Here is a 21,274-nt window from a genome sequence, read left to right as displayed (position 1 = left end):
ATTAATTTATCAGTGTAGGGATGGCGAGGCGGAAGACCGGAACCGGCACACGGAAGGATTCACCGTCTTGTGCGACCATTTCATAATGGCCTTCCATGGTACCGAGCGGCGTTTCGAGGATCGCACCGCTGGTGTAGTGAAATTCACTGCCGGGCAGGATCAGCGGCTGTTCGCCGATAACCCCTTCGCCCTGTACTTCGGTCTGGCGGCCGTTACTGTTGGTGATCAACCAGTAACGGCGCAGGAGTTGTACGTTAAAACGCCCAAGATTGCGGATGGTGATGGTGTAGGCGAAGACAAAACGCTCATCTTCCGGTATCGACTGTGACTCAATGTAGACACTTTGCACCTGAACACATACGCGGGGCGAATTAAGCATATCGCTACTCCTGGGGTTCTGTGGTTTTCGGTCGGGTTGATAACCAGTTAGCCAGTTTACAGAATTGTTCGACTGAAATGTTCTCAGCACGCATTGACAGATCCAGACCCAGCGCGCTCATTTGTTCTGGTGTGAACAAGTGGCCGAGGCTGTTACGAATCGTTTTACGGCGCTGGTTAAACGCATCTGTTGTCAGACGACTCAGAATGCGGATATCTGAAACCGGGTACGGGATCACGTCATGCGGAATCAAACGCACCACGGCGGAATCAACTTTCGGCGCTGGCGTGAAGGACTCCGGTGGAACTTCCAGAACCGGGATCACGTTACAGTAATACTGCGCCATGACCGTTAAACGACCATACGCTTTGCTGTTCGGCCCCGCAACCAGACGGTTGACCACTTCCTTTTGCAACATGAAGTGCATGTCTTTAATGGCGTTGGTATAGGTGAACAGGTGGAACATCAGTGGCGTAGAAATATTATAGGGCAGGTTGCCGAATACGCGCAGCGGCTGGCCGAGCTCTTCGGAAAGCTCGGCGAAATTGATTTTCATCGCATCAGACTGAATGACGCGCAATTTGCCCTGAAACTTAGGATTACTTTCCAGACGAGCCGCCAAATCGCGGTCAATTTCGATAACAGTCATGCTGTCCAGACGCGAGGCGACGGGCGCCGTCAGCGCTGCCAGGCCGGGCCCGATTTCGACCACCGCTTGTCCCGGCATCGGATGAATGGCCGACACAATGCTATCAATCACAAATTGATCGGTTAAAAAGTTTTGGCCGAAACGTTTACGGGCAAAGTGCCCCTGGTGGACTCTACTATTCATTGTTTTTATTTATCAGTGTGTTGTGGTTCAAAAGTATTGATTGCCATACGAATGGCGAGATTTATTGCTGTCCTGAAACTGCCTGCATCGGCGGTGCCGGTAGCGGCAAGTTCAAGCGCAGTACCGTGATCAACGGAAGTCCGGATAAAGGGCAGGCCAAGCGTGATATTCACAGCGCGACCGAATCCCTGATATTTTAGCACCGGAAGGCCCTGATCGTGATACATCGATAAAACAGCATCGGCGTGTTGCAGATATTTCGGCTGGAAAAGCGTATCTGCCGGCAGCGGACCCACCAGATTCATCCCCTGCTGACGCAGGTCATCCAGTGCAGGAATGATCGTATCGATCTCCTCATGGCCCATATGACCGCCTTCTCCGGCATGCGGATTCAGACCGCAGACGTAAATCTGGGGTTCAGCAATGCCAAATTTGGTTTTCAGATCATGATGCAGAATGGTGATCACTTCATGCAGACTTTGTCGGGTAATGGCACCCGGCACGGCCAGTAACGGTAAATGCGTTGTCGCCAGCGCGACGCGTAATTCTTCGGTCGCCAGCATCATCACTACACGTTCACAGTGGCTGCGGTCAGCGAAGAATTCGGTATGCCCGATAAAAGGAATTCCGGCATCGTTGATGATGCTCTTCTGTACCGGCCCGGTGATCAGTGCAGCGAATTCGCCGCTTATCGCACCGTCACAGGCTCTGGCCAGCGTTTCCACGACGTAAGCACTGTTCGCGACGTCCAGCTTGCCCGCCGTCACCGGCGTTGCGGTTTTTACCGGCAGAACCGTGAGTGTCCCTGGAGCCTGAGGCTGGGCCGGGCGGCCCTGCACGTAATCGCGTAACTGAATGTTCAGACCCAGCGTCGCGGCACGTTCAAGCAACAGGGCCGGATCGGCACACACCACTAACTCAACAGGCCATGCCTGCTGAGCCAGCGCCAGTACCAGATCCGGCCCAACCCCGGCGGGTTCGCCGGGGGTGATGACCACAGATTTTGTCATGGAAGTATTATTTACCATTACCATCCATAATTTTCACATAAGCTTCAGCACGTTGTTCCTGCATCCACGTCTGAGCTTCTTCCGCAAACTTACGGTTGAACAGCATGCGGTAAGCACGTTCTTTCTGAGCAGCATCGGTTTTATCGACCTGACGGGTATCGAGTAATTCGATCAGATGCCAGCCAAAGGAAGAGTGCACCGGTGCGCTCATCTGACCTTTTTTCAGGTTAATCAGTGCTTCACGGAACGCCGGATCGTACATGTCCGGAGAAGCCCAGCCTAAGTCCCCGCCCTGAAGCGCAGAACCCGGATCCTGAGAAATCTGTTTTGCTTCCTCAGCAAAGGTCGCTTTGCCGCTCTTAATGTCTGCAGCAACCTGTTCCAGTTTTGCTTTAGCCTGTGCATCCGTCATGACGACGGAAGGTTTCAGCAGGATGTGACGGGCATGAACTTCGGTGACAGAAACCGTTTTGTTATCGCCACGGATGTCGTTCACTTTCAGAATATGGAAGCCCACGCCTGAACGGATTGGGCCGATGATCTGACCTTTCTGCGCGGTGCTCAGCGCCTGAGCAAACAGCGAAGGCAACTCCTGCAATTTGCCCCAACCCATGTTGCCGCCTTTCAGCGCCTGTGAGTCAGCGGAATAGGTGATCGCCAGCTTACCGAAATCAGCGCCGTTATTCAGATCTGCAACAATTTTCTTCGCCTGCTCTTCAGCAGCATCGACCTGATCCTGCGTCGGGTTTTCCGGCAATGGCAACAGGATATGGCTGAGGTTGAATTCAGCACTGCCGCCATTTTGTGCCGCCACTTGCTTAGACAGCTGATCCACTTCCTGAGGCAGGATCGTCACGCGACGGCGAACTTCACCATTACGGACTTCACTGATCAGCATTTCTTTGCGGATCTGGGCGCGATAGGTGCTGAAGTTCAGACCGTCATAGGCCAGACGACTGCGCAGTTGATCGACGGTGATGTTGTTCTGCTGAGCAATACCGGCGATGGCTTTATCCACGTCCTGATCGGTCAGTGTGATGCCCATCTTCGACGCCATCTGGAGTTGGATCTGATCCATGATCAGACGGTCGAGGATCTGGTGGCGCAACGTTGCATCATCGGGCAACTGCTGTTTAGCCTGGGCTGCCTGCTGTTTAACAGACTGCATTAAGCCATCGACATCACTTTGTAACACGACGCCGTTGTTCACAACGGCGGCGACTTTATCAACTTCCTGAGGGGCTGCAAACGCAGTGCTGGCACAAAGCGTCACGCCGAGGAGAAGTGTTCTCCAGTTCTTCATACTTTTTCCATTTGTCTAATCCGCAAGCGCGGGTTTCAAGTTCACTGAGTTAATCGTGTCGTCTGGCTTAGAAAGCGCGTTGATAAGGCAGTATGCCACTGGCCAACATTTCTTTCGTTCCGAGAGTTTGATTACTTCCCAGGCCTCTAAGTTCAATGTTGAAACCAATCTTATTGTCATATTTACTTTCAGACTTAACGGAGTCGTAGTTGGTGATCTTGCGTTCGTAACCGACATTGATGGCCCAGCAGCAGGTGTTGTATTGCAGGCCGATCAACTGATCTGCAGGCTGCTGTGCTTTAGTGTCGTAATAGTAAGCACCGACAATCGCCCAGCGATCGGCGATTGGCCAGCTGGCGATACCACCGACCTGAGAAATCCCATCCTGATAACCCGGGTTTGTCACGCTAGGTAAGGTAGCCTGAATATATTCCGGGCTGGCGTAACGGTAGCTCAACTGAATCATTCTTTCTGAATCAGCTTTGTACTCGAGAACGGCATCGCCCACGGCCAGCGAATCCAGACGCGTGTCATACTGCACACCGCCACGAATACCCCAGAAGTTGTTGATTTTATAATAAGTGTCACCCGCCCAAACCAGGCTGCCGGTGTCATCATTTTTATCCAGTGCGCTGTTCTGGTCGCCCGTACGTGGCGGCTGGAAGTAGTAAATCTGACCGGCGGACGCATTAAAGCGCTCAACCAAACCATCATCATAAATACGGGTTGTTAAACCACTTGCGACCTGGTTGGCGGAGGCAATGCGGTCAAGGCCACTGTAGCTCTTATCGCGGAACAGGCCGGTATAGTCAGACTGCAGCAGCGTAGAGTCATAGGTGTTAATGGAGCTTTGATTACGGTAAGGGATGTACAGATACTGCACGCGCGGTTCAAGCGTTTGCGTGTAATCACTGTTCCAGTCCATCGTGCGGTCGAAGACCATTTTGCCGTCGCTTTTAAACTCAGGCATGACACGGTTTACCGACGAGCGCAGCTTGGTATTCGGATTGGCCTCGTAATAGTTATCCGAAATGTCCTGCTGATAGTGGGTCGCCATCAGCTTCACTTCGTTATCCAGGCTTCCCCAACCGTTACTGAGCGGCAGACTGATGGTTGGCTCAATATGCGTACGAATGGCTTCCGGGTTATCCGGGTTTACGCTGGTAAATTTGGCTGCCTGACCGTAAATGTGCAGATCGAACGGGCCAACGTCATTTTGGTAATAGTTGACATCAAGCTGTGGCTGAGCACGGTAGGCATTGGTATTTCCGTAATCGGAGAACACCTGGAACTGCTTGCTGGCCAGGGTGGCATTCCAGTTTTCGTTGAAATAACCGACGCTGAATTTTTGGGTAGCATAGCCATCTGTACTTGAACCGTATTTCGAATCGAAATCGGTGAAGTAGTAAGGATCGCTAACTTTGGTGTAATCGACATTGAAGCGCCACACCTGATCATACACACCCGAATGCACCCAATAGTACATCCAGCGCTTCGTCTTATCGCTGATGCGGTTTTCATCTGCGACATACTGGTCGTCAATTTTCTTGTCATTACCCAGGAAGTCAAACTCCATCAAACCTGCACCGGCAACGGTCAGATAACGGAATTCGTTCTGCAATTGCAGACCACGGGTACTCATGTAATTTGGCGTGATAGTGGCATCGTAGTTTGGTGCGATGTTCCAGTAATAAGGAACCGTGACACCAAAGCCATTGTTGCTGCTGTATTTCGCGTTCGGGATAAGGAAACCGGAACGGCGGCGGTCACCGATAGGCAACTGCATATACGGGCTATAGAACACCGGCACCGGGCCGATGTGGAAGCGGGCATTCCAGATTTCAGCCACTTCTTCCTGACGGTCCTGAATCACCTCAGAACCCACTACGCTCCAGCTGTTATCGCCGGGCAGACAGGTCGTGAAGGTGCCGTTGTCCATGATGGTGTAGCGGTTGTTATCACGCTGCTTCATCTTGTCGGCATCACCGCGGCCCTGACGGCCCACCATCTGGTAATCACCGTTCTCAACATCCGTATCTTTGGTGGTCAGGTTGGCGAAACCTTTCGGCCCGTTCAGCTTGATTTGGTTATCGTTATAACGCACGTTGCCGGTCGCCGTGGCGGTTCGGGTCGGTGTGGGCTGATTGGGATTGGCGATTTGGTTCAGCTGAACCTGATCGGCATCCAGCGTGCTGTTGCCCTGTACGACGTTAACGTTTCCGCTAAACAGCGCGTTATCAGGATAGTTACCGGTGGCTTTATCGGCATTGATGGTGACAGGCAGTGAGTTTGGGTCACCCTGTACCAGAGGTTTGTCATAGGTCGGAACGCCGAGCATACATTGTGCAGCAAGGTCGGCCATTGCGCCGTGACTGTACAATGCTGACCAGATTGTGGCGGCCAGCATTGTGGGTAAGCGTGTATTCAGACGTCTGTTTTTCATACGTAAAATGGTGTTCCGTCATCAGAGGCATCATGCCGGCAAACGGTCAGAGACTATCTCACTCATCATGGTTGCGCTAGTGTTAAATCCCACCTGTTACGTTGCCGCCGTTAGGCACAACGATAAATGCCGGTTATGATAAAGCAATTTTTAAGCGACGGCATGGCGAATTGAGGAGTATATGCAGTATTGGGGAAAACTGCTCGGACTTATCCTTGGCTATATGTCAGGGACGGGATTCTGGGGGATCGTATCAGGTCTGCTGATTGGACATATGTTTGACACGGCGCGCGCTGCAAAACGCCGGGGTTACTTTGCCGATCAACAGACGCGTCAAACCATCTTCTTCCGCACCACGTTTGAGGTGATGGGGAATCTGACTAAATCAAAAGGCAGGGTGACAGAGGCGGATATTCAGATCGCCAGCCTCTATATGGATCGTATGCAGTTGCATGGTGAGCAGCGTGAAGCCGCGCAGCGCGCCTTCCGCGACGGGAAAGAGGCAAACTATCCCCTGCGTGAGAAAATGCGTGAGTTACGCAGTGCGTGTTTTGGTCGTTTCGACCTGATACGGACTTTTCTGGAAATTCAAATCCAGGCTGCGTATGCCGACGGTTCATTGCATCCTAACGAACGCGAAGTGCTGTATGTGATTGCCGAAGGGCTTGGTATTTCACGGATGCAGTTCGATCAGTTCCTGCGCATGATGGAAGGCGGCCAGCAGTTTGGCGGCGGTCAGCAGGGCGGTCGTTCTTATGGCGGCGGTTATCAGCAGGCACCGCAGGGCCCGACCCTGGCCGACGCCTGCAAAGTGTTGGGCGTCAATGCGACTGATGATGCGACCACCATCAAACGCGCCTACCGCAAGCTGATGAGTGAGCACCATCCGGATAAACTGGTGGCAAAAGGCTTACCGCCGGAAATGATGCAGATGGCGAAAGAGAAAGCGCAGTCGATTCAGGCCGCGTATGACCTCATCAAACGAGAGAAAGGCTTTAAATAAGTCTGGTTGATGCAAAAGCAAAAGGCGCTGAATTCAGCGCCTTTTTTGTTTTAGCCGCCGCATTAAAAATCCGGCTCGCAATTAAACACCAGCGGCTCATCGGTGAGCGGATGGTAAAACGACAATTCCTGCGCATGCAGTTGCAGGCGATCCACGGCGGCCAGCGCGGCGGGGTGGGCGTAAAACTTATCCCCCAGAATCGGATGTCCGAGCGCCAGAAGATGCACGCGTAACTGATGTGAACGTCCGGTGATTGGCCGCAGCCGGACGCGGGTCGTGCCATCGTCATCCCACGACATCACTTCGTATTGCGTCAGCGCCTTTTTGCCCGTCTCATGACAAACCTTCTGCTTGGGCCGGTTCGGGTAATCGCAAATCAGCGGTAAATCGATAATGCCGTAATCTTCTTCCATCCGTCCCCAGACCCGCGCGATATACACTTTCTTGGTTTCGCGTTCGCGGAACTGGCGTTTGAGCTCGCGCTCGGCGTCTTTGGTCAGTGCCACTACAATCACGCCGCTGGTCGACATATCCAGACGATGTACGGATTCCGCCTCAGGAAATGCCTGCTGAATACGGGTCATCAGGCTGTCCTGATGTTCAGCTAACTTGCCCGGCACCGAAAGCAGACCGCTTGGCTTATTGACCACCATGATGTGTTCATCCTGAAAAATCACCTGCAACCAGGGGTCGGTCGGCGGATTATAGTTTTCCAGCGGCCGGGTGTTTGAAGGGACAGGCATGTTCGGTTGATGTTCGCTCATAGCGGTTTCAGTCTGTGTCGGGGTTAAAAGAGGGGTGCAGACCGGCTGCACCCCGTCGGGCTTACTGATGGCTGACCACCACCAGGCGGATCGCATCCAGACGCCAGCTGGCATCGTTCAGGTTCGCCAGCACTTGCTTACGGTTAGAGTCTACCGATTCCAGTTCGTCATCACGAATGTTCGGGTTCACTTCCTTGAGCGCTTTCAGTCGGGCGAGTTCCTGCGTCAGTTGCGCGTCGGCTTCTACCTTAGCTGCTTCAATCAGCGCACGCGCCTGTTCTGCAATCTGCGGTTCGGCCTGCTGCAACATGTTATGCACATCCTGCTGCACGGCGTTCACCAGTTTGCTGGAGTTATGACGATTGATAGCATTTAACTGACGGTTAAAGCTCTCGAACTCTACCTGCGCGGCCAGGTTGGTGCCTTTGCTGTCCATCAGCATGCGCACCGGCGTTGGCGGCAGGAAGCGGGTCAGCTGGAGATGCTTAGGCGCCTGACACTCGACAACGTAGATAAGCTCGGCCAGCATGGTGCCCACCGGCAGCGCTTTGTTTTTCAGGATAGACACCGCACAGCTGCCGGTATCGCCGGACAGTATCAGATCCAGACCGTTGCGCACGATCGGGTGTTCCCAGCTAATGAACTGCGCATCTTCACGCGACAGCGCCTGCTCACGATCGAAGGTCACGGTACAACCCTCTTCCGGCAGACCAGGGAAATCCGGTACCAGCATGTGATCGGACGGCGTCAGAACGATCAGGTTATCACTGCGATCTTCCTGATTAATCCCCACGATATCGAACAGATTGAGCGCGAAGTTAACCAGATTCACGTCGTTATCCTGCTCGCCGATCTCTTTTGCCAGCTGCTGCGCACGCTCGCCACCGTTGGAGTGCATCTCCAGCAGACGGTCGCGGCCATTTTCCAGCTTCTCTTTCAGCGCATCATGTTCCGCGCGGCATTCGAGAATAAAGTCGTCCAGACCTTCCTGTTCAGCCGGCGTTGCGAGGAACGCGATCAGCTGTTCATAGGCGCTGTCATAAATGGTGCGTCCGGTCGGGCAGGTGTGTTCGAACGCGTCCAGCCCCTCATGGAACCAGCGAACCAGCACCGACTGCGCGGTCTGTTCGAGGTAAGGCACCATAATGTCGATATTGTTTTGCTGGCCGATACGATCCAGACGGCCAATACGTTGTTCCAGCAGATCCGGGTTGAACGGCAGATCGAACATCACCATTTTGCTGGCGAACTGGAAGTTACGGCCTTCGGAGCCGATTTCAGAACACAGCAGAACCTGTGCACCATCTTCCTGCGAGGCAAAATACGCGGCAGCGCGGTCACGCTCGATGATAGATAAACCTTCGTGGAACACGGCGGCGCGGATCGCTTCACGTTCACGCAGTACCTGCTCCAGCTGTAATGCGGTGGCCGCTTTGGCGCAGATCACCAGCACTTTTTCGTCGCGGTTGGCGGTCAGATAACCGAGCAGCCATTCAACGCGCGGATCAAAGTTCCACCAGGTGGCGTTCTCGCCTTCGAATTCCTGATAAATCTGCTCCGGGTACAGCATGTCATGCGCGCGGGCTTCGGCGGATTTCTTCGCGCCCATAATGCCCGAGACTTTAATGGCGGTCTGATACTGCGTCGGCAGCGGCAGTTTCACCGCCTGCAGATGACGCTCAGGGAAACCTTTCACGCCGTGACGGGTGTTACGGAACAGCACGCGGCTGGTGCCGTGGCGGTCCATCAGCATGGAAACCAGCTGTTTGGCGGCGGCTTCATCACCTTTATTGGCGGCGGCCAGCAGGGCATCGGTATCGGCGTTGCCGACGCTTTCACCCAGCAACGCCAGGGCTTGTGGCGTCAGCGGCTCTTTATTCAGTAACAGCGTGACGGCATCTGCCACCGGCTGATACTGCTGTTGTTCTTCGATGAATTCTTCGTAATCGTGGAAACGATCCGGATCCAGCAGGCGCAGACGCGCAAAGTGGCTTTCCTGACCAAGTTGCTCAGGCGTAGCGGTCAGCAACAGAACGCTGGGGATTTGCTGAGAAAGTTGTTCGATAACCTGATATTCGCGGCTTGGCGCGTCTTCGCTCCACACCAGATGGTGCGCTTCATCGACCACCAGCATGTCCCACGCCGCATCAGACAACTGCTCGAGGCGGGATTTATTGCGGCGCACGAAATCGAGGGAGCAGATCACCAGCTGTTCAGTTTCAAACGGGTTGGTCGCCTCATGTACAGATTCGGCGTAGCGGTCATCATCAAACAGAGAGAAACGCAGGTTGAAGCGGCGCAGCATTTCCACCAGCCACTGGTGTTGCAGGGTTTCCGGCACCACAATCAGCACGCGTTCGGCGCGGCCTGACAGCAGTTGCTGATGAATGATCATGCCTGCTTCGATGGTTTTACCCAGACCCACTTCATCGGCCAGCAATACGCGCGGGGCATGACGCTGACCGACTTCATAAGCGATGTGCAACTGGTGCGGGATCAGGCTGGCGCGCATACCGCGCAGGCCGCCAAACTCCAGGCGGAACTGCTCGCGCTGATATTTACGGGCGCGAAAGCGCAGGGCGAAACGATCCATGCGATCGATCTGGCCGGCGAACAGGCGATCCTGCGGTTTGCTGAAGGTCAGCTTGCTGTCGAGCAGCACTTCACGCATGGCGACGCCGGTTTCTTCTGTATCAAGACGGATGCCGATGTAGGTCAACAGACCTTTGTCTTCAACGACCTCTTCGACCTGCAACTGCCAGCCTTCGTGGCAACTGATGGTATCACCGGGATTGAACATCACACGGGTGATCGGGGAATCATTTCGGGCATACAAACGGTTTTCACCGGTGGCGGGGAAAAGCAAAGTCACCATGCGTACATCCACTGCTACCACGGTTCCTAATCCTAATTCGCTTTCCGTATCGCTTATCCAGCGTTGACCCAATGTAAACGGCATAATCTCTCTCTGTGTTGTGTGTTCCAGATATGGCAACTGTGACGCCAACTGCGCAATGCTTGCTATGCCTCTGATGAAGCGTGGGCAATAGTCTTCTTTCCCCGCCCGAAGGGACGGAGTGATTCACTGTGTGAGGATGATTCAGAAATGGGAAAGGGCGCTATGGTAATGGAAGGTAAACGATTCGTCACCTGCGAATCACCGGGCGCGCATCAACTTTTGCTTAAAATAGCCCCATCTGACCCGTAATGAGTGTAGCAAAATCATCGTGAAGGAAAGGCAGAATGCCATCGGCCACCGGTTCAAGCTGGCGCTCAATGTAGTGGTCATAATCGACAGGTGACTGGCGGTTTTCCAGCGGTTCCGGCCCGGACGTGGTCATGACGTAGCTGATCCAACCGCCGTTCTGGTACTGCTTCGCACGGCCGTGCAGGGCGTTATATTCATCGGCAAGCCTTGCGGCGCGCACGTGGGGCGGCACATTTTTCTCATAATCGCTGAGTTTACGGCGCAGGCGTTTGCGATACACCAGTTTGTCATCGAACTCGCCCGCCAGCGTGCGCGCGACATAATCACGGACGTAATCCTGATAAGGCTGGCGGTGGAACACGCGCTGATACAGTTCCTGCTGGAACTCCTGCGCCAGTTTTGTCCAGTCGGTGCGCACGGTTTCCAGCCCTTTATAGACGATGTGCTCGCCATCGGCATCTTTCACCAGACCGGCATAACGTTTTTTACTGCCTGTCTCTGAGCCGCGAATGGTCGGCATCAGGAAGCGCTGGTAGTGCGTTTCGAACTCCAGCTCCAGCGCACTCTCCAGCCCATACACCTGCCCGATATGGTTTTTCCACCAGGCATTCACCTGTTCCACCAGATGGCGGCCAATGACGTTCGCGTCTTCCTGCGAATGGGCCTTGTTCAGCCAGACAAAGGTGGAATCGGTATCGCCGTAAATCACCTGATAGCCTTCGGCTTCAATCAGCTCGCGGGTCTGACGCATGATGTCGTGTCCGCGCAGGGTAATCGACGAGGCCAGACGCGGATCAAAGAACCGGCAGCCGCTTGACCCCAGCACGCCGTAAAAGGCGTTCATGATGATTTTCAGCGCCTGAGACAGCGGTTTGTTTTTTTGCTTTTTGGCTTCTTCCCGACCCATCCAGATTTGACGGACGATCTCCGGCAGGCAATGTTTTTCGCGCGAGAAGCGGGCGTTGCGGTAACCGGGAACCGAATGCTCATCGTCCGGTTGTTGCAGCCCGGCGACCAGCCCGACCGGGTCGATCAGGAAGGTGCGGATAATTGACGGATACAGACTTTTATAATCAAGCACCAGCACCGAATCATACAGGCCGGGCCGTGAATCCATCACAAATCCGCCAGGGCTCATTTCCCCTTCCAGTTCGCCCATGTTGGGTGCGACATAACCGGCGCGGTGCATACGCGGTAAATAAAGGTGAGTAAATGCCGCCACCGATCCCCCGCTGCGATCCACCGCCAGGCCGGTGACCGAGGCGCGCTCGAGCAGGAAGGGCATCAGTTCGGTTTTGGCGAAAATACGCGTCACCAGCTCGCAGTCTTTCAGGTTGTAGCGCGCCAGCATCGGCTTATCTTCACGAAAACGCTGCTCGATTTCGGCCAGCCGCTGATAGGGATTGTCGCTGGCCTTGCCTTCGCCCAGTAAACTTTGCGAGACGAACTCCAGGCTGAATGAATTGAAGTTCCAGAACGCCGATTTCAGTGCTTCTATGCCGTCAATAATCAGACGGCCCGCCGCAGCGGCAAAAAAGTGCCCCTGCTTAAAGCCGTGCTCGCGCCATTCCAGCTCCCCGCCGCCGCGCCCGAATTTTAGCGGGATTTTGTAGCGGTCAGCGTGTTTTTGTAAAACCCGCAGATCAAACTGCACCACGCTCCAGCCGATAATGGCGTCGGGATCGTAGGTTTCCAGCCACTCATTGAGTTTTTCCAGCAACTGCGGACGGCTGTCGACATAAACCAGATTGAAATCAAACTGCGCGTGCGGATCGCCATTGGGCGGCCCGAGCATATACACGTGGCGCTGCCCGCAGCCTTCCAGCCCGATGCAGTAAAGCTCGCCGTTACCGCTGGTTTCGATATCCAGGGAGCAGAGCTTCATGGGCGGGCGGTAGCCTTCGGCAGGCTTCATTTTGGTATCGAGCAGAAGATTTCCTGCTCCCGGTTTCCCGCTGAACCAGACGGGCGCGGTGATATACCGCTCCATCAGAAAGCGCTCCGGCGGGCGGATATCCGCCTCATAAACCTGAACGCCGCCTTCTTTCAGCAATTTCTCGATGCGCATCAGCTGACGGTGTTGCGGGCAATACAGGCCGAGAACCGGGCGGGAATGGAAATCCTGCATCGGTAATTCGCGCAAACTGACATTTTTTTCATCGGCCAGCAGGCGTTCTGCGGCGTGGCGCTGTTCCGCCGGAATAAACGCGACGGATTCCTGCAATGGCAGACGGATTTTCTGTGCGCCTTCGTCGGTTGCCAGCCACAGTTCCACCTCGGTGCCGCGCGGCGTGTCGCGCCAGTGGCGGGTCAGCACAAATCCCTGACGCGGCGGGGTATCAGTGGCAGCAGGAGCGGGACGAACAAAGGTGGAAGTAATAAGCGCCTCGAAACGGTACAGATGAAGATATCGGGATCCAATACAGAGTATGGTTATTTATACAGTCTTTGTCTATGGCTCAGGTTTCTGCCAAATACGCATACAATTACCCGGTTGACTGTGATAGTTCATGCACTGACAATTCAGCCGCTTAATGTATTTACTACAATGAGAAGGCAGAAAACTCACACTTGTCTCATTTATCTGCGCAATTGGCGCAGGCGAAACTGAATTCTGGGAATATATGGAAGCCTATCTACAACATCTGGTCGCTCAGTCGGTGGGCTTCGCGTTAATTATTGTCGCCGTGGTGGCTTTCTTCGAGTCGCTGGCGCTGGTGGGGCTGATCCTGCCGGGTACCGTCATGATGGCGACGCTCGGCACGCTGATTGGCAGTGGTCAGGTGGGATTATACGAAGCCTGGCTGGCCGCCGGTCTGGGGTGTTTCCTGGGAGACTGGGCCTCGTATTTCATTGGCCGTGGTTTCAAGGAGCCGCTGCATCGCTGGCGCTTCCTCAAACGTTACCAGTCATTACTGGATAAAACCGGTTATGCGCTGGATCGTCACAGTTTTGCCACGGTGATTTTAGGCCGTTTTATCGGTCCGACGCGTCCGCTGGTGCCGCTGGTCGCCGGTATGCTCAATCTGCCGCCGTATAAATTCGCCCCGCCAAATATTGTCGGCTGCATCACCTGGCCGCCGGTGTATTTCCTGCCGGGGATCCTGGCGGGTGTGGCGATCGACATTCCTGCCACTCACAACAGCGGCGTTTTCAAGTGGATGTTGTTTATCAGCGTGATGCTTATCTGGCTCAGTGCGTGGCTGGGGTGGCGCTGGTTCCGTGCCGGTAAAAGCTCACCTGACTTCATGAGCAAATGGCTGACGCTGCCAAGATTACGCATTGTCTGCATCCTGAGCGTGGTGGCGACGGTGGTCAGTCTGGTGATGCTCAGTAAGCAACCGATGATGCCGGTTTACGGCCATCTGCTGTGGAACGTCATTACGCGCTGATTTCAGGTTTACTTCCTGAAGCGTTGATTCCTAATACTCTGGCCTCCGGCGCACTGCCGTTTACCAGCGCCTGCGTCGGGCCATCGTAGAAAATCCTGCCATCGACAATCAGCAACGTGCGCGGCGCAATCCGCGCTGCGTCATCCAGATTATGCGACACCATCAGCAGCGTGAGATGACGTTGCCCGCAGACCTTATCCAGCAAACTCAGCATTTCACTGCGCAGGGCCGGATCGAGCGCCGAAAACGGCTCGTCGAGCAGTAAAATCGGCTGGCTGCGCAACAGGCAACGTGCCAGGGCGACACGCTGACGCTGACCGCCGGAAAGCTGCGACGGCAACCGCGCCAGACAATCACTCAACCCCACCTGCCGGGCGATCTCCTCCAGTTCCTGCTTTTGTTGTGCCGTCAGTTTCAGCCCCGGATGCAGCCCCAGCCCCATGTTCTGACGCACGGTCAGATGTGAGAACAGATTGTTTTCCTGAAACAGCATCGACACCGGGCGCTTAGCCGGTGGCGTTGCGCTGTGATCGGCGCCATTAAGCAGGATCTGCCCGCTGACCGGCGACAGAAAACCGGCGGTCAGGCTGAGCAGGGTACTTTTCCCCGCGCCGCTCGGGCCGAGGATGGCCACGCGCTCACCGGCGTCGATCTGCAAATCGAAGCGCATCGGCAGATGTTCGTACAAATACGTCAGTTTATTCAGCGTCAGCATGGCGACCCGGCAGTTTCTCAATCAGGGTGAATAACAGGAAGCATAACAACAGAAGTAACAGCGCCGTCACCGCACCGTCCTGGCTGCGATAGGCACCGATCTGCTGATACAGATAAAACGGCAGGGTGCGGAAATTCTCATTGCCGAACAAGGCGATCACGCCGAAATCTCCCAGCGACAGCACGCAGGCAAACGCCAGCGCCTGCGCAATAGGGCGTTTCAGCGCGCTGAGTTCCACCCAATGCAGGCGCTGCCAGCCGCGCATATCCAGCGAAAGGCACAGCGGGTTATAGCGTTCGGCGACGTCGCGCATCGGGTTATCCAGCACTTTTAATGCGTAAGGTACCGCCATCAGCGCATTGGTCATGATCACCAGAGGCCACGGCGATTGCGGCAACCCGGTAGTATCGCCGAGCAGCAGGAAAAAGCCGGTCGCCAGCACGATACCGGGCATCGCGAGGATCAGCATGCCGCTCAGATCCATCGCCTGCGCCCAGCCGTTTCGTTGACGTAAGCGCAGCTCGCGGCTGCTCCACAACAGCATCATGGTCAGCAAAACACACACGACTCCGCTGCCGAGCGCGATGCGCACTGAGGTCCATAATGCCTGCCAGAGCGCGGTTTGTTGCAGCACGCTGACCGCCGCGCGGTTGACACCATCAAACATCACGGCCAGCAGCGGCGGCAGGATCAGCAACAATGCCAGACCAATCAGTACGCCATCGGCGATACGGCGCAGCAGAGAATCATCGGGATTTCGCCAGCGCTGAGCATGCGTCTGCCCGACCGGCAATGCCTGACTGAGTTTCTGACTGAGCAACACCAGTGCCAGACAACAGAACAGCTGAACCAGCGCCAGCGTGGCAGCACGGCTTAAATCGTAGTCGTAGCTCAGCGCCTGATAAATGGCCAGCTCAATGGTGGTCGCCTGCGGGCCGCCGCCCAGTGAAAGCACGGTGGCGAAGCTGGCGAAACACAGCATGAAGATTAACGCAGCCGCGGGGAAAATCTGCCGGCGCAGGGCAGGCCATTCAACAAAACGGAATTGCTGCCAGGCGTTCATTCCGAGCTGCGCGGCCAACTGGCGCTGTTCCACGGCGATGTTTTCCAGAGCCTGCACTAACAGACGCGTCGCCAGCGGCAGATTGAAAAACACGTGCGCCAGCAAAATGCCCTGTAAACCATACGGTGAGAAACGGTAATCCACGCCCAGCCAGCCGCATATCTGTGCCAGCCAGCCCTGTCGCCCGTAGACGCTGAGAATGCCAAACACGGCGACCAGAACCGGCAGCACCAGCGTCATTGCGCACAAACGTAATAACAGCTGACGGCCGGGGAAACGGCGGCGAAACAGCGCACGCGCCAGTAAAATCGCGGGCAGCACGGAGCAGAGCGCCGAAAGCAGCGCCTGCCAGAAGGTAAAGCGGATCACGTGCCAGAGATAGGGATCCTGCCAGAGTGAGGTGCCGCTCATCTGCGGCGCATGACGCCACAGAGAACCTAACGCCAGTGCCGCCACCAGCAACATAGCCAGCGAGGCGACGGCACCCGGCCACAGCCAGCGCGGGATCAACGGCTGACGGCGTTCTGCCATGCCTGGATCCATTGCGAACGGTGGGTGGCAACATCCTGTGCGCTGTATTGCAGGAATTTGGCCGGTACGGTCAGTTGTTTAAAGGCGTCAGGCAGCGGCGTGTTAATCACCGGGTACATCCAGTTGCCGGATGGGATCACTTTCTGGAAATCTTCCGTCGTGACGAATTTCATGAACGCTTCAGCCAGTTTAGGTTGCTTGCTGTTCGCCAGCTGGCCCGCCACTTCAACCTGCATGTAATGGCCTTCGGTGAAATCCGCTGCCGCGTAATTGTCTTTCTTCTCTTCCACGATGTGGTACGCCGGAGAGGTGGTGTAGCTCAGCACCAGATCGCTTTCGCCTTTGAGGAATAACCCGTAGGCCTCGCTCCAGCCTTTGGTCACGGTGACGGTTTTCTTCGCCAGTTTTTCCCATGCCTCTGGCGCTTTATCACCATAGACTTTTTGCATCCACAGCATCAGGCCCAGACCCGGCGTACTGGTGCGCGGATCTTCATAAATCACTTTCCAGTTCTGATCGCTGTTGATCAGTTCATCGAGGCTTTTTGGCGGGTTCTTCAGTTTGTTTTTGTCATAGACGAACGCGAAATAGCCGTAATCGTAAGGCACGAAGGTAGTGTCATTCCAGCCGCCCGGCACGGTCAGTTTGGCGTCGGTTTTCGGTGCTTTGGTGAATAAACCGGTTTGCTCCGCGGCCTGCAACAGGTTGTTGTCCAGCCCGAGAACCACGTCCGCTTTGCTGTTCTTGCCTTCCATCCGCAGACGGTTCAGTAAAGACACGCCATCTTCCAGCGCAACGTATTTCAGCTCGCAGCCGCATTGCGCCTCAAAGGCTTTTTTGATCGCCGGGCCAGGGCCCCAGTCGGCAGAGAAAGAGTCGTAGGTGTAAACCGTCAGAACAGGTTTTGCAGCCAGGGCAGGTGCAGAAAGTAACAGCAGGCAGGACAATATTTTTTTCAACTTTGCGCTCCAAAAAAATGAAAGGGCAAAGGATTTTGAGTAAGCATCGCGCAGTCTCAAATCCCTCCGCCGGGATTAACCGGATCAGGTTCGACGGGTTTCAAATCTCAGCCTTTTAAACTTGCTGTGCGTGTGTTGATCGGGCTTCGTGCAGTGCTCGAAATGCTCACGTACTGTGTGTACGCTCTGCTTTCTGTGCGCTGGACTTCACCCGCTGAACACGCGCTCGCGGCGTTTAAAGATCGAGCTCATTCTTTATTAAAAAAGAACGCACTCGGGCACCCCGTTGAGAACGGATGTCATTCTAGAGATTAACGGCGCGATGCGATAGTCCGATTAACTGTCCGGTGGCGCAAACCAGGCGGATTTGAAGTCGAACCAGCCGAGGGTGTTCATGCGCACGCCGCGCATACTGCGCTGCCCCTGCAATACCAGCCAGTGGTGAAACAGCGGATGGATCTGATGGCTGACCGTTTGTTTCTGGCTCCAACTGGCGATGGATAAATTCCCCGCGTGCCACTGCGCGGCGTCCTGACTCATGTCTTCGCTAAAGCAATGTTTTGCCAGCGGTAATTCGTAGAAATGCGCGAACAGAGAAAACTCCAGCGGCAGGGTGAAGTTGGCGCTGCCGAGCCACACATCGCTGTTGGCGTCGCCGCGATGCCAGACCGCGTAATCCACCACCTGAATGATCAGTTCGATACCTTCCGCCGTCAGCAGCGGGCGCAGCGCATTGCAGATGGCGTGATGCTCGGAGTGCTCACCGTAGAACGTCAGCGTCACCTGCGTCAGATTTTGCGGTTTGGGCGGACGCGGCTGTGGCGCCTTATGGTGCCAGCGCGGCAGCAGGCCGTAAGCCGGGGACCAGTAGCGCTGAAAAATCGGCTCTGCATTACTGAGCAGTGCGATGGGGTTGAGTAAGTCGCACAGCCACCGGCGCGTTTCCTCTGACTGGCCGACCGGTGAACGCTGGTCAAATAACAGGAAATAGCAGCCTTCTTCGAGGCGGCTTTCCAGCTCGCTTTTGCCGGATTCATCCGCCTGTAGCTGAACACCGGAATGCACCAGTTCTTCACTCAGCTCCGGCAACACCCAGATATTCACTTCGTCGATCAGCGCCCGGAACCCGAAATAATCATCAAAGGCGCGGATACGCAGCTGCGTTTTCAGATTACGCACCACGGCGTAAGGGCCGGTGCCAACCGGATGACGGGCGAAATCGGGCAGTGATTGCCATTCCTGCGGCAAAATCATCGCGTGAACATTGCCGAACAACCATGGCAGCCAGCGGTCAGGCTCATTCAGATGGACATCAATGACATTCGGCGTGGGCGTGGTGACGGATTTCAGGTTGCTGAACAGCGGATGCGAGGTCAGGCGGGTAAAGGTGGCGATGATATCGGCCATCTCCAGCTCACGGCCATGATGAAAATGGATGGCAGGACGCAGATAGAAACGCCAGTGCAGCGGTGAAATTTCCTGCCAGTGATGGGCTAAATCACCTTCCACTTCCCCTTTTTCCTCATTTATGCGTGTCAGGCCGCTAAAGATTTGCCGGGCGATGTGCGTTTCTGAACGGCGCAGCATGGTGCCGGGCAGCAGGTTAAACAGCGGACGGTAGTAGAGCACCCGCAGGATATGTTTACCCTGTCGAAAGCTGCGTCCGAGCTGTGATAACAGCATCTGGCGCACCTGCGTTTTATCGCCGACCAGTTGCACCAGTTGATCAATATGATCCTGCTCCAGCAGTTCTTCGGCGCGCTGTTGCCGCAGTGCCAGCCCGGTATACAGAAAACGCAGCGTGGATCGTTTGCCGCGCCCGGCCTCGGCGTCCCACGTCAGCCAGCCCTGTTCCTGCATGGTGCTGAGCAGCGAGCGCATGTGCCTGCGTGAACAATTCAGGACTTCCGATAACGCCTGTAATGTCGTTTCGGTTTCTTCACCGTGGCAGCTTTGCCATAAACGGATGAACTGTTGTTGCAGTCGGGGCGAGGACATAAAAGAGGAACTCCGTGGGCGATCTTCATCAATTTATCTTTCCTCATATTACTCCGATACTGTTTCTCAACGAAAGCCTGTTGTGAACACCCGGAGGTCAGCATGAAACGCAGTCTGAACGCCCGTTTTTACCAGCGTTATTTTGAAGCCATAAAGAGGAACGCCTCTAAAAATCATGCAGACTGGCTGTCCTGGGTTCCGGTGCAATATCGTCTGGATATTCTGTCCCGTCTCACCCAGTGGGATATTGATTCCGTGGATGAAAAAGAATATCGCCAGCGTCTGTAATCTTTTCACGGCAGGTTTGATCCGAATTCGATTTTCTGAGTAATGGTGTAATTTCACCAGCCAGTGGGGCGACTCACTGGTTTTTTTATGCTCATTTTCCAGAACCGCCTGAAACTTCGCTACACTGTCTGTCTTGCTTTATCTGCTTTCATTTCTCAGGGACGACGTTATGTCAAAACCTCGTATTAATGCCATTTATGTCACCTTTCTGGTGGTTTCCTTACTGTGTGGTATTGCAGGCGCACTGCAGGCGCCGACGCTCAGTCTGTTTCTGACCAACGAAGTGAAAGTGCGGCCGCTGTGGGTCGGCTTCTTTTATACCGTCAATGCGATTGCCGGCATTGCGATTAGCTTTCTGCTGGCTAACCGCTCGGATAACAAAGGCGACCGGCGCAAGCTGTTGATTTTCTGCTGTCTGATGGCGCTCGGTAACAGCCTGGTGTTTGCTTTCAGCCGTGATTATCTGGTGCTGATCACCGTCGGCGTGCTGCTGGCGGCGATCGGGAATGCCTCGATGCCGCAGCTGTTTGCGCTGGCGCGTGAACATGCCGATCGCTCATCGAGCGAAGTGGTGATGTTCAGCTCGATGATGCGTGCGATGTTGTCTCTCGCCTGGGTACTCGGCCCGCCGCTCTCATTCATGCTGGCGCTCAATTATGGCTTCACCCCGATGTACCTGAGTGCCGCGGCGGTGTTTGTCGGCAGCATTCTGATGATCATTTTCTTCCTGCCTTCTGTGCCGCGCGTCGAGCAACCGGTGGACGAAAAAGTGGTGCCGGTCAGCGCGTGGCGCAACAGAGACGTACGGCTGCTGTTCTTTTCATCCCTGCTGATGTGGACCTGCAACATCATGTACGTCATTGATATGCCGCTTTATATCACCAGCGATCTGGGATTGCCGGAAGGGCTGGCAGGGTTGCTGATGGGAACGGCCGCCGGGCTGGAGATCCCGGCGATGTTGCTGGCCGGCTATCTGGTCAGGCGTACCGGCAAACGCAAGCTGATGCTGTATGCCGTGGCGAGCGGGGTGGTTTTCTATGCAGGACTGGTGGCGTTTCAGTTCAAAGCGGCGCTGATGATCCTGCAACTGTTCAACGCGATTTTCATCGGTATCGTGGCCGGGATCGGCATGCTCTATTTTCAGGATCTGATGCCGGGGCGCGCAGGTTCAGCGACCACGTTGTTCACCAACAGTATCTCGACCGGCGTCATTTGCGCGGGTTTGTTACAGGGTTTCATCGTGGAAAACTTCGGGCATTATCCGGTGTACTGGGCGGCGACGGTGCTCGCGGTTCTGGCGCTGGGGCTGATGTATAAAGTGAAGGATGTCTGAATCGTACTGATAAGAAAAAACCCGCGAATGTCGCGGGTTTTTTTATAGCGGCG

The 21,274-nt window shown here is 55.0% G+C and carries 16 protein-coding genes and 1 riboswitch; of the genes, 4 read left to right on the top strand and 12 right to left on the bottom strand.

All coding sequences use genetic code 11. The annotated features are described in order from the left end of the window. Position 1: 1 nt before the first annotated feature. The 5 genes from apaG to lptD form a co-directional block, all read right to left on the bottom strand. Positions 2–379 (bottom strand): Co2+/Mg2+ efflux protein ApaG, encoded by a 378-nt coding sequence (gene apaG, locus ED901_RS00605; RefSeq protein WP_056776850.1) that lies wholly within the window; start codon positions 377–379, stop codon positions 2–4. A 4-nt stretch (positions 380–383) separates the two neighbouring features. Beyond that, complete coding sequence (gene rsmA / locus ED901_RS00600) at positions 384–1,211, bottom strand: 16S rRNA (adenine(1518)-N(6)/adenine(1519)-N(6))-dimethyltransferase RsmA (RefSeq protein ID WP_056776854.1); 828 nt, start codon at positions 1,209–1,211, stop codon at positions 384–386. 5 nt (positions 1,212–1,216) lie between these two features. Further along, positions 1,217–2,239, bottom strand: coding sequence for a 4-hydroxythreonine-4-phosphate dehydrogenase PdxA (gene pdxA / locus ED901_RS00595; RefSeq protein ID WP_122094592.1), 1,023 nt, complete (start codon positions 2,237–2,239; stop codon positions 1,217–1,219). After that, positions 2,229–3,524 (bottom strand): peptidylprolyl isomerase SurA, encoded by a 1,296-nt coding sequence (surA, locus tag ED901_RS00590; protein WP_056776857.1) that lies wholly within the window; start codon positions 3,522–3,524, stop codon positions 2,229–2,231. Before surA ends, pdxA begins: the two co-directional genes overlap by 11 nt. 67 nt (positions 3,525–3,591) lie before the next feature. Further along, positions 3,592–5,967 carry an LPS assembly protein LptD gene (gene lptD, locus ED901_RS00585; RefSeq protein ID WP_122094205.1) on the bottom strand — a complete coding sequence of 792 codons (2,376 nt, stop codon included), beginning with the start codon at positions 5,965–5,967 and terminating at the stop codon, positions 3,592–3,594. Positions 5,968–6,148: 181 nt separating this feature from the next. On the opposite strand from lptD, the gene djlA reads away from it, so the two are divergent. Next, a complete protein-coding gene (gene djlA / locus ED901_RS00580; protein ID WP_122094203.1) occupies positions 6,149–6,970 on the top strand; it encodes a co-chaperone DjlA in 822 nt (273 codons plus the stop codon). A gap of 62 nt (positions 6,971–7,032) precedes the next feature. On the opposite strand, the gene rluA is transcribed toward djlA, so the two are convergent. The 3 genes from rluA to ED901_RS00565 all read right to left on the bottom strand — a co-directional run bounded on the left by rluA (position 7,033) and on the right by ED901_RS00565 (position 13,322). Continuing rightward, positions 7,033–7,734: a bifunctional tRNA pseudouridine(32) synthase/23S rRNA pseudouridine(746) synthase RluA gene (gene rluA, locus ED901_RS00575; RefSeq protein WP_056776867.1), complete on the bottom strand. Its 702-nt coding sequence runs from the start codon at positions 7,732–7,734 to the stop codon at positions 7,033–7,035. 61 nt (positions 7,735–7,795) lie between these two features. Continuing rightward, on the bottom strand, positions 7,796–10,693 hold the full coding sequence (rapA, locus tag ED901_RS00570) for an RNA polymerase-associated protein RapA (protein WP_122094201.1): 2,898 nt from the start codon (positions 10,691–10,693) through the stop codon (positions 7,796–7,798). 223 nt (positions 10,694–10,916) lie between these two features. Continuing rightward, complete coding sequence (locus ED901_RS00565) at positions 10,917–13,322, bottom strand: DNA polymerase II (RefSeq protein WP_256370243.1); 2,406 nt, start codon at positions 13,320–13,322, stop codon at positions 10,917–10,919. 244 nt (positions 13,323–13,566) lie between these two features. Between ED901_RS00565 and ED901_RS00560 the strand changes: the two genes are divergently transcribed. Beyond that, complete coding sequence (locus ED901_RS00560; protein ID WP_056776877.1) at positions 13,567–14,334, top strand: DedA family protein; 768 nt, start codon at positions 13,567–13,569, stop codon at positions 14,332–14,334. On the opposite strand, the gene thiQ is transcribed toward ED901_RS00560, so the two are convergent. From thiQ to sgrR, 4 genes are all read right to left on the bottom strand, one after another. Continuing rightward, positions 14,324–15,049, bottom strand: coding sequence for a thiamine ABC transporter ATP-binding protein ThiQ (gene thiQ / locus ED901_RS00555; protein WP_122094197.1), 726 nt, complete (start codon positions 15,047–15,049; stop codon positions 14,324–14,326). The genes ED901_RS00560 and thiQ overlap by 11 nt on opposite strands. Beyond that, on the bottom strand, positions 15,033–16,643 hold the full coding sequence (thiP, locus tag ED901_RS00550; protein WP_122094195.1) for a thiamine/thiamine pyrophosphate ABC transporter permease ThiP: 1,611 nt from the start codon (positions 16,641–16,643) through the stop codon (positions 15,033–15,035). The genes thiQ and thiP overlap by 17 nt, the downstream gene beginning before the upstream one ends. Next, the gene (gene thiB / locus ED901_RS00545) at positions 16,619–17,602 is read right to left on the bottom strand and encodes a thiamine ABC transporter substrate binding subunit (protein ID WP_122094193.1); all 984 of its coding nucleotides are present in this window, start codon (positions 17,600–17,602) and stop codon (positions 16,619–16,621) included. Before thiB ends, thiP begins: the two co-directional genes overlap by 25 nt. Positions 17,603–17,645: 43 nt before the next feature. Then, positions 17,646–17,898, bottom strand: a riboswitch (TPP riboswitch). Between the two features lie 40 nt (positions 17,899–17,938). After that, positions 17,939–19,600, bottom strand: coding sequence for an HTH-type transcriptional regulator SgrR (gene sgrR, locus ED901_RS00540; protein ID WP_122094191.1), 1,662 nt, complete (start codon positions 19,598–19,600; stop codon positions 17,939–17,941). A gap of 102 nt (positions 19,601–19,702) precedes the next feature. On the opposite strand from sgrR, the gene sgrT reads away from it, so the two are divergent. Both sgrT and ED901_RS00530 read left to right on the top strand, forming a co-directional pair. After that, positions 19,703–19,888: a glucose uptake inhibitor SgrT gene (gene sgrT, locus ED901_RS00535; RefSeq protein WP_056776895.1), complete on the top strand. Its 186-nt coding sequence runs from the start codon at positions 19,703–19,705 to the stop codon at positions 19,886–19,888. 169 nt (positions 19,889–20,057) lie between these two features. Further along, complete coding sequence (locus ED901_RS00530) at positions 20,058–21,221, top strand: MFS transporter (protein WP_056776898.1); 1,164 nt, start codon at positions 20,058–20,060, stop codon at positions 21,219–21,221. Positions 21,222–21,274: the final 53 nt, after the last annotated feature.

The sequence above is a fragment of the Rahnella sp. Larv3_ips genome (genome assembly GCF_003697865.1).
Lineage (GTDB): Bacteria > Pseudomonadota > Gammaproteobacteria > Enterobacterales > Enterobacteriaceae > Rahnella > Rahnella rivi.
Note: the sequence above shows the minus strand (reverse complement) of the source record. Positions and strands in the feature narration are given on the sequence as shown.

What these genes read in the sequence shown, in the direction of transcription:
- apaG (WP_056776850.1), bottom strand. Translation starts at nt 379, where the DNA reads ATGCTTAATTCGCCCCGCGTATGTGTTCAGGTGCAAAGTGTCTACATT.
- rsmA (WP_056776854.1), bottom strand. Translation starts at nt 1,211, where the DNA reads ATGAATAGTAGAGTCCACCAGGGGCACTTTGCCCGTAAACGTTTCGGC.
- pdxA (WP_122094592.1), bottom strand. Translation starts at nt 2,239, where the DNA reads ATGGTAAATAATACTTCCATGACAAAATCTGTGGTCATCACCCCCGGC.
- surA (WP_056776857.1), bottom strand. Translation starts at nt 3,524, where the DNA reads ATGAAGAACTGGAGAACACTTCTCCTCGGCGTGACGCTTTGTGCCAGC.
- lptD (WP_122094205.1), bottom strand. Translation starts at nt 5,967, where the DNA reads ATGAAAAACAGACGTCTGAATACACGCTTACCCACAATGCTGGCCGCC.
- djlA (WP_122094203.1), top strand. Translation starts at nt 6,149, where the DNA reads ATGCAGTATTGGGGAAAACTGCTCGGACTTATCCTTGGCTATATGTCA.
- rluA (WP_056776867.1), bottom strand. Translation starts at nt 7,734, where the DNA reads ATGAGCGAACATCAACCGAACATGCCTGTCCCTTCAAACACCCGGCCG.
- rapA (WP_122094201.1), bottom strand. Translation starts at nt 10,693, where the DNA reads ATGCCGTTTACATTGGGTCAACGCTGGATAAGCGATACGGAAAGCGAA.
- ED901_RS00560 (WP_056776877.1), top strand. Translation starts at nt 13,567, where the DNA reads ATGGAAGCCTATCTACAACATCTGGTCGCTCAGTCGGTGGGCTTCGCG.
- thiQ (WP_122094197.1), bottom strand. Translation starts at nt 15,049, where the DNA reads ATGCTGACGCTGAATAAACTGACGTATTTGTACGAACATCTGCCGATG.
- thiP (WP_122094195.1), bottom strand. Translation starts at nt 16,643, where the DNA reads ATGGCAGAACGCCGTCAGCCGTTGATCCCGCGCTGGCTGTGGCCGGGT.
- sgrR (WP_122094191.1), bottom strand. Translation starts at nt 19,600, where the DNA reads ATGTCCTCGCCCCGACTGCAACAACAGTTCATCCGTTTATGGCAAAGC.
- sgrT (WP_056776895.1), top strand. Translation starts at nt 19,703, where the DNA reads ATGAAACGCAGTCTGAACGCCCGTTTTTACCAGCGTTATTTTGAAGCC.
- ED901_RS00530 (WP_056776898.1), top strand. Translation starts at nt 20,058, where the DNA reads ATGTCAAAACCTCGTATTAATGCCATTTATGTCACCTTTCTGGTGGTT.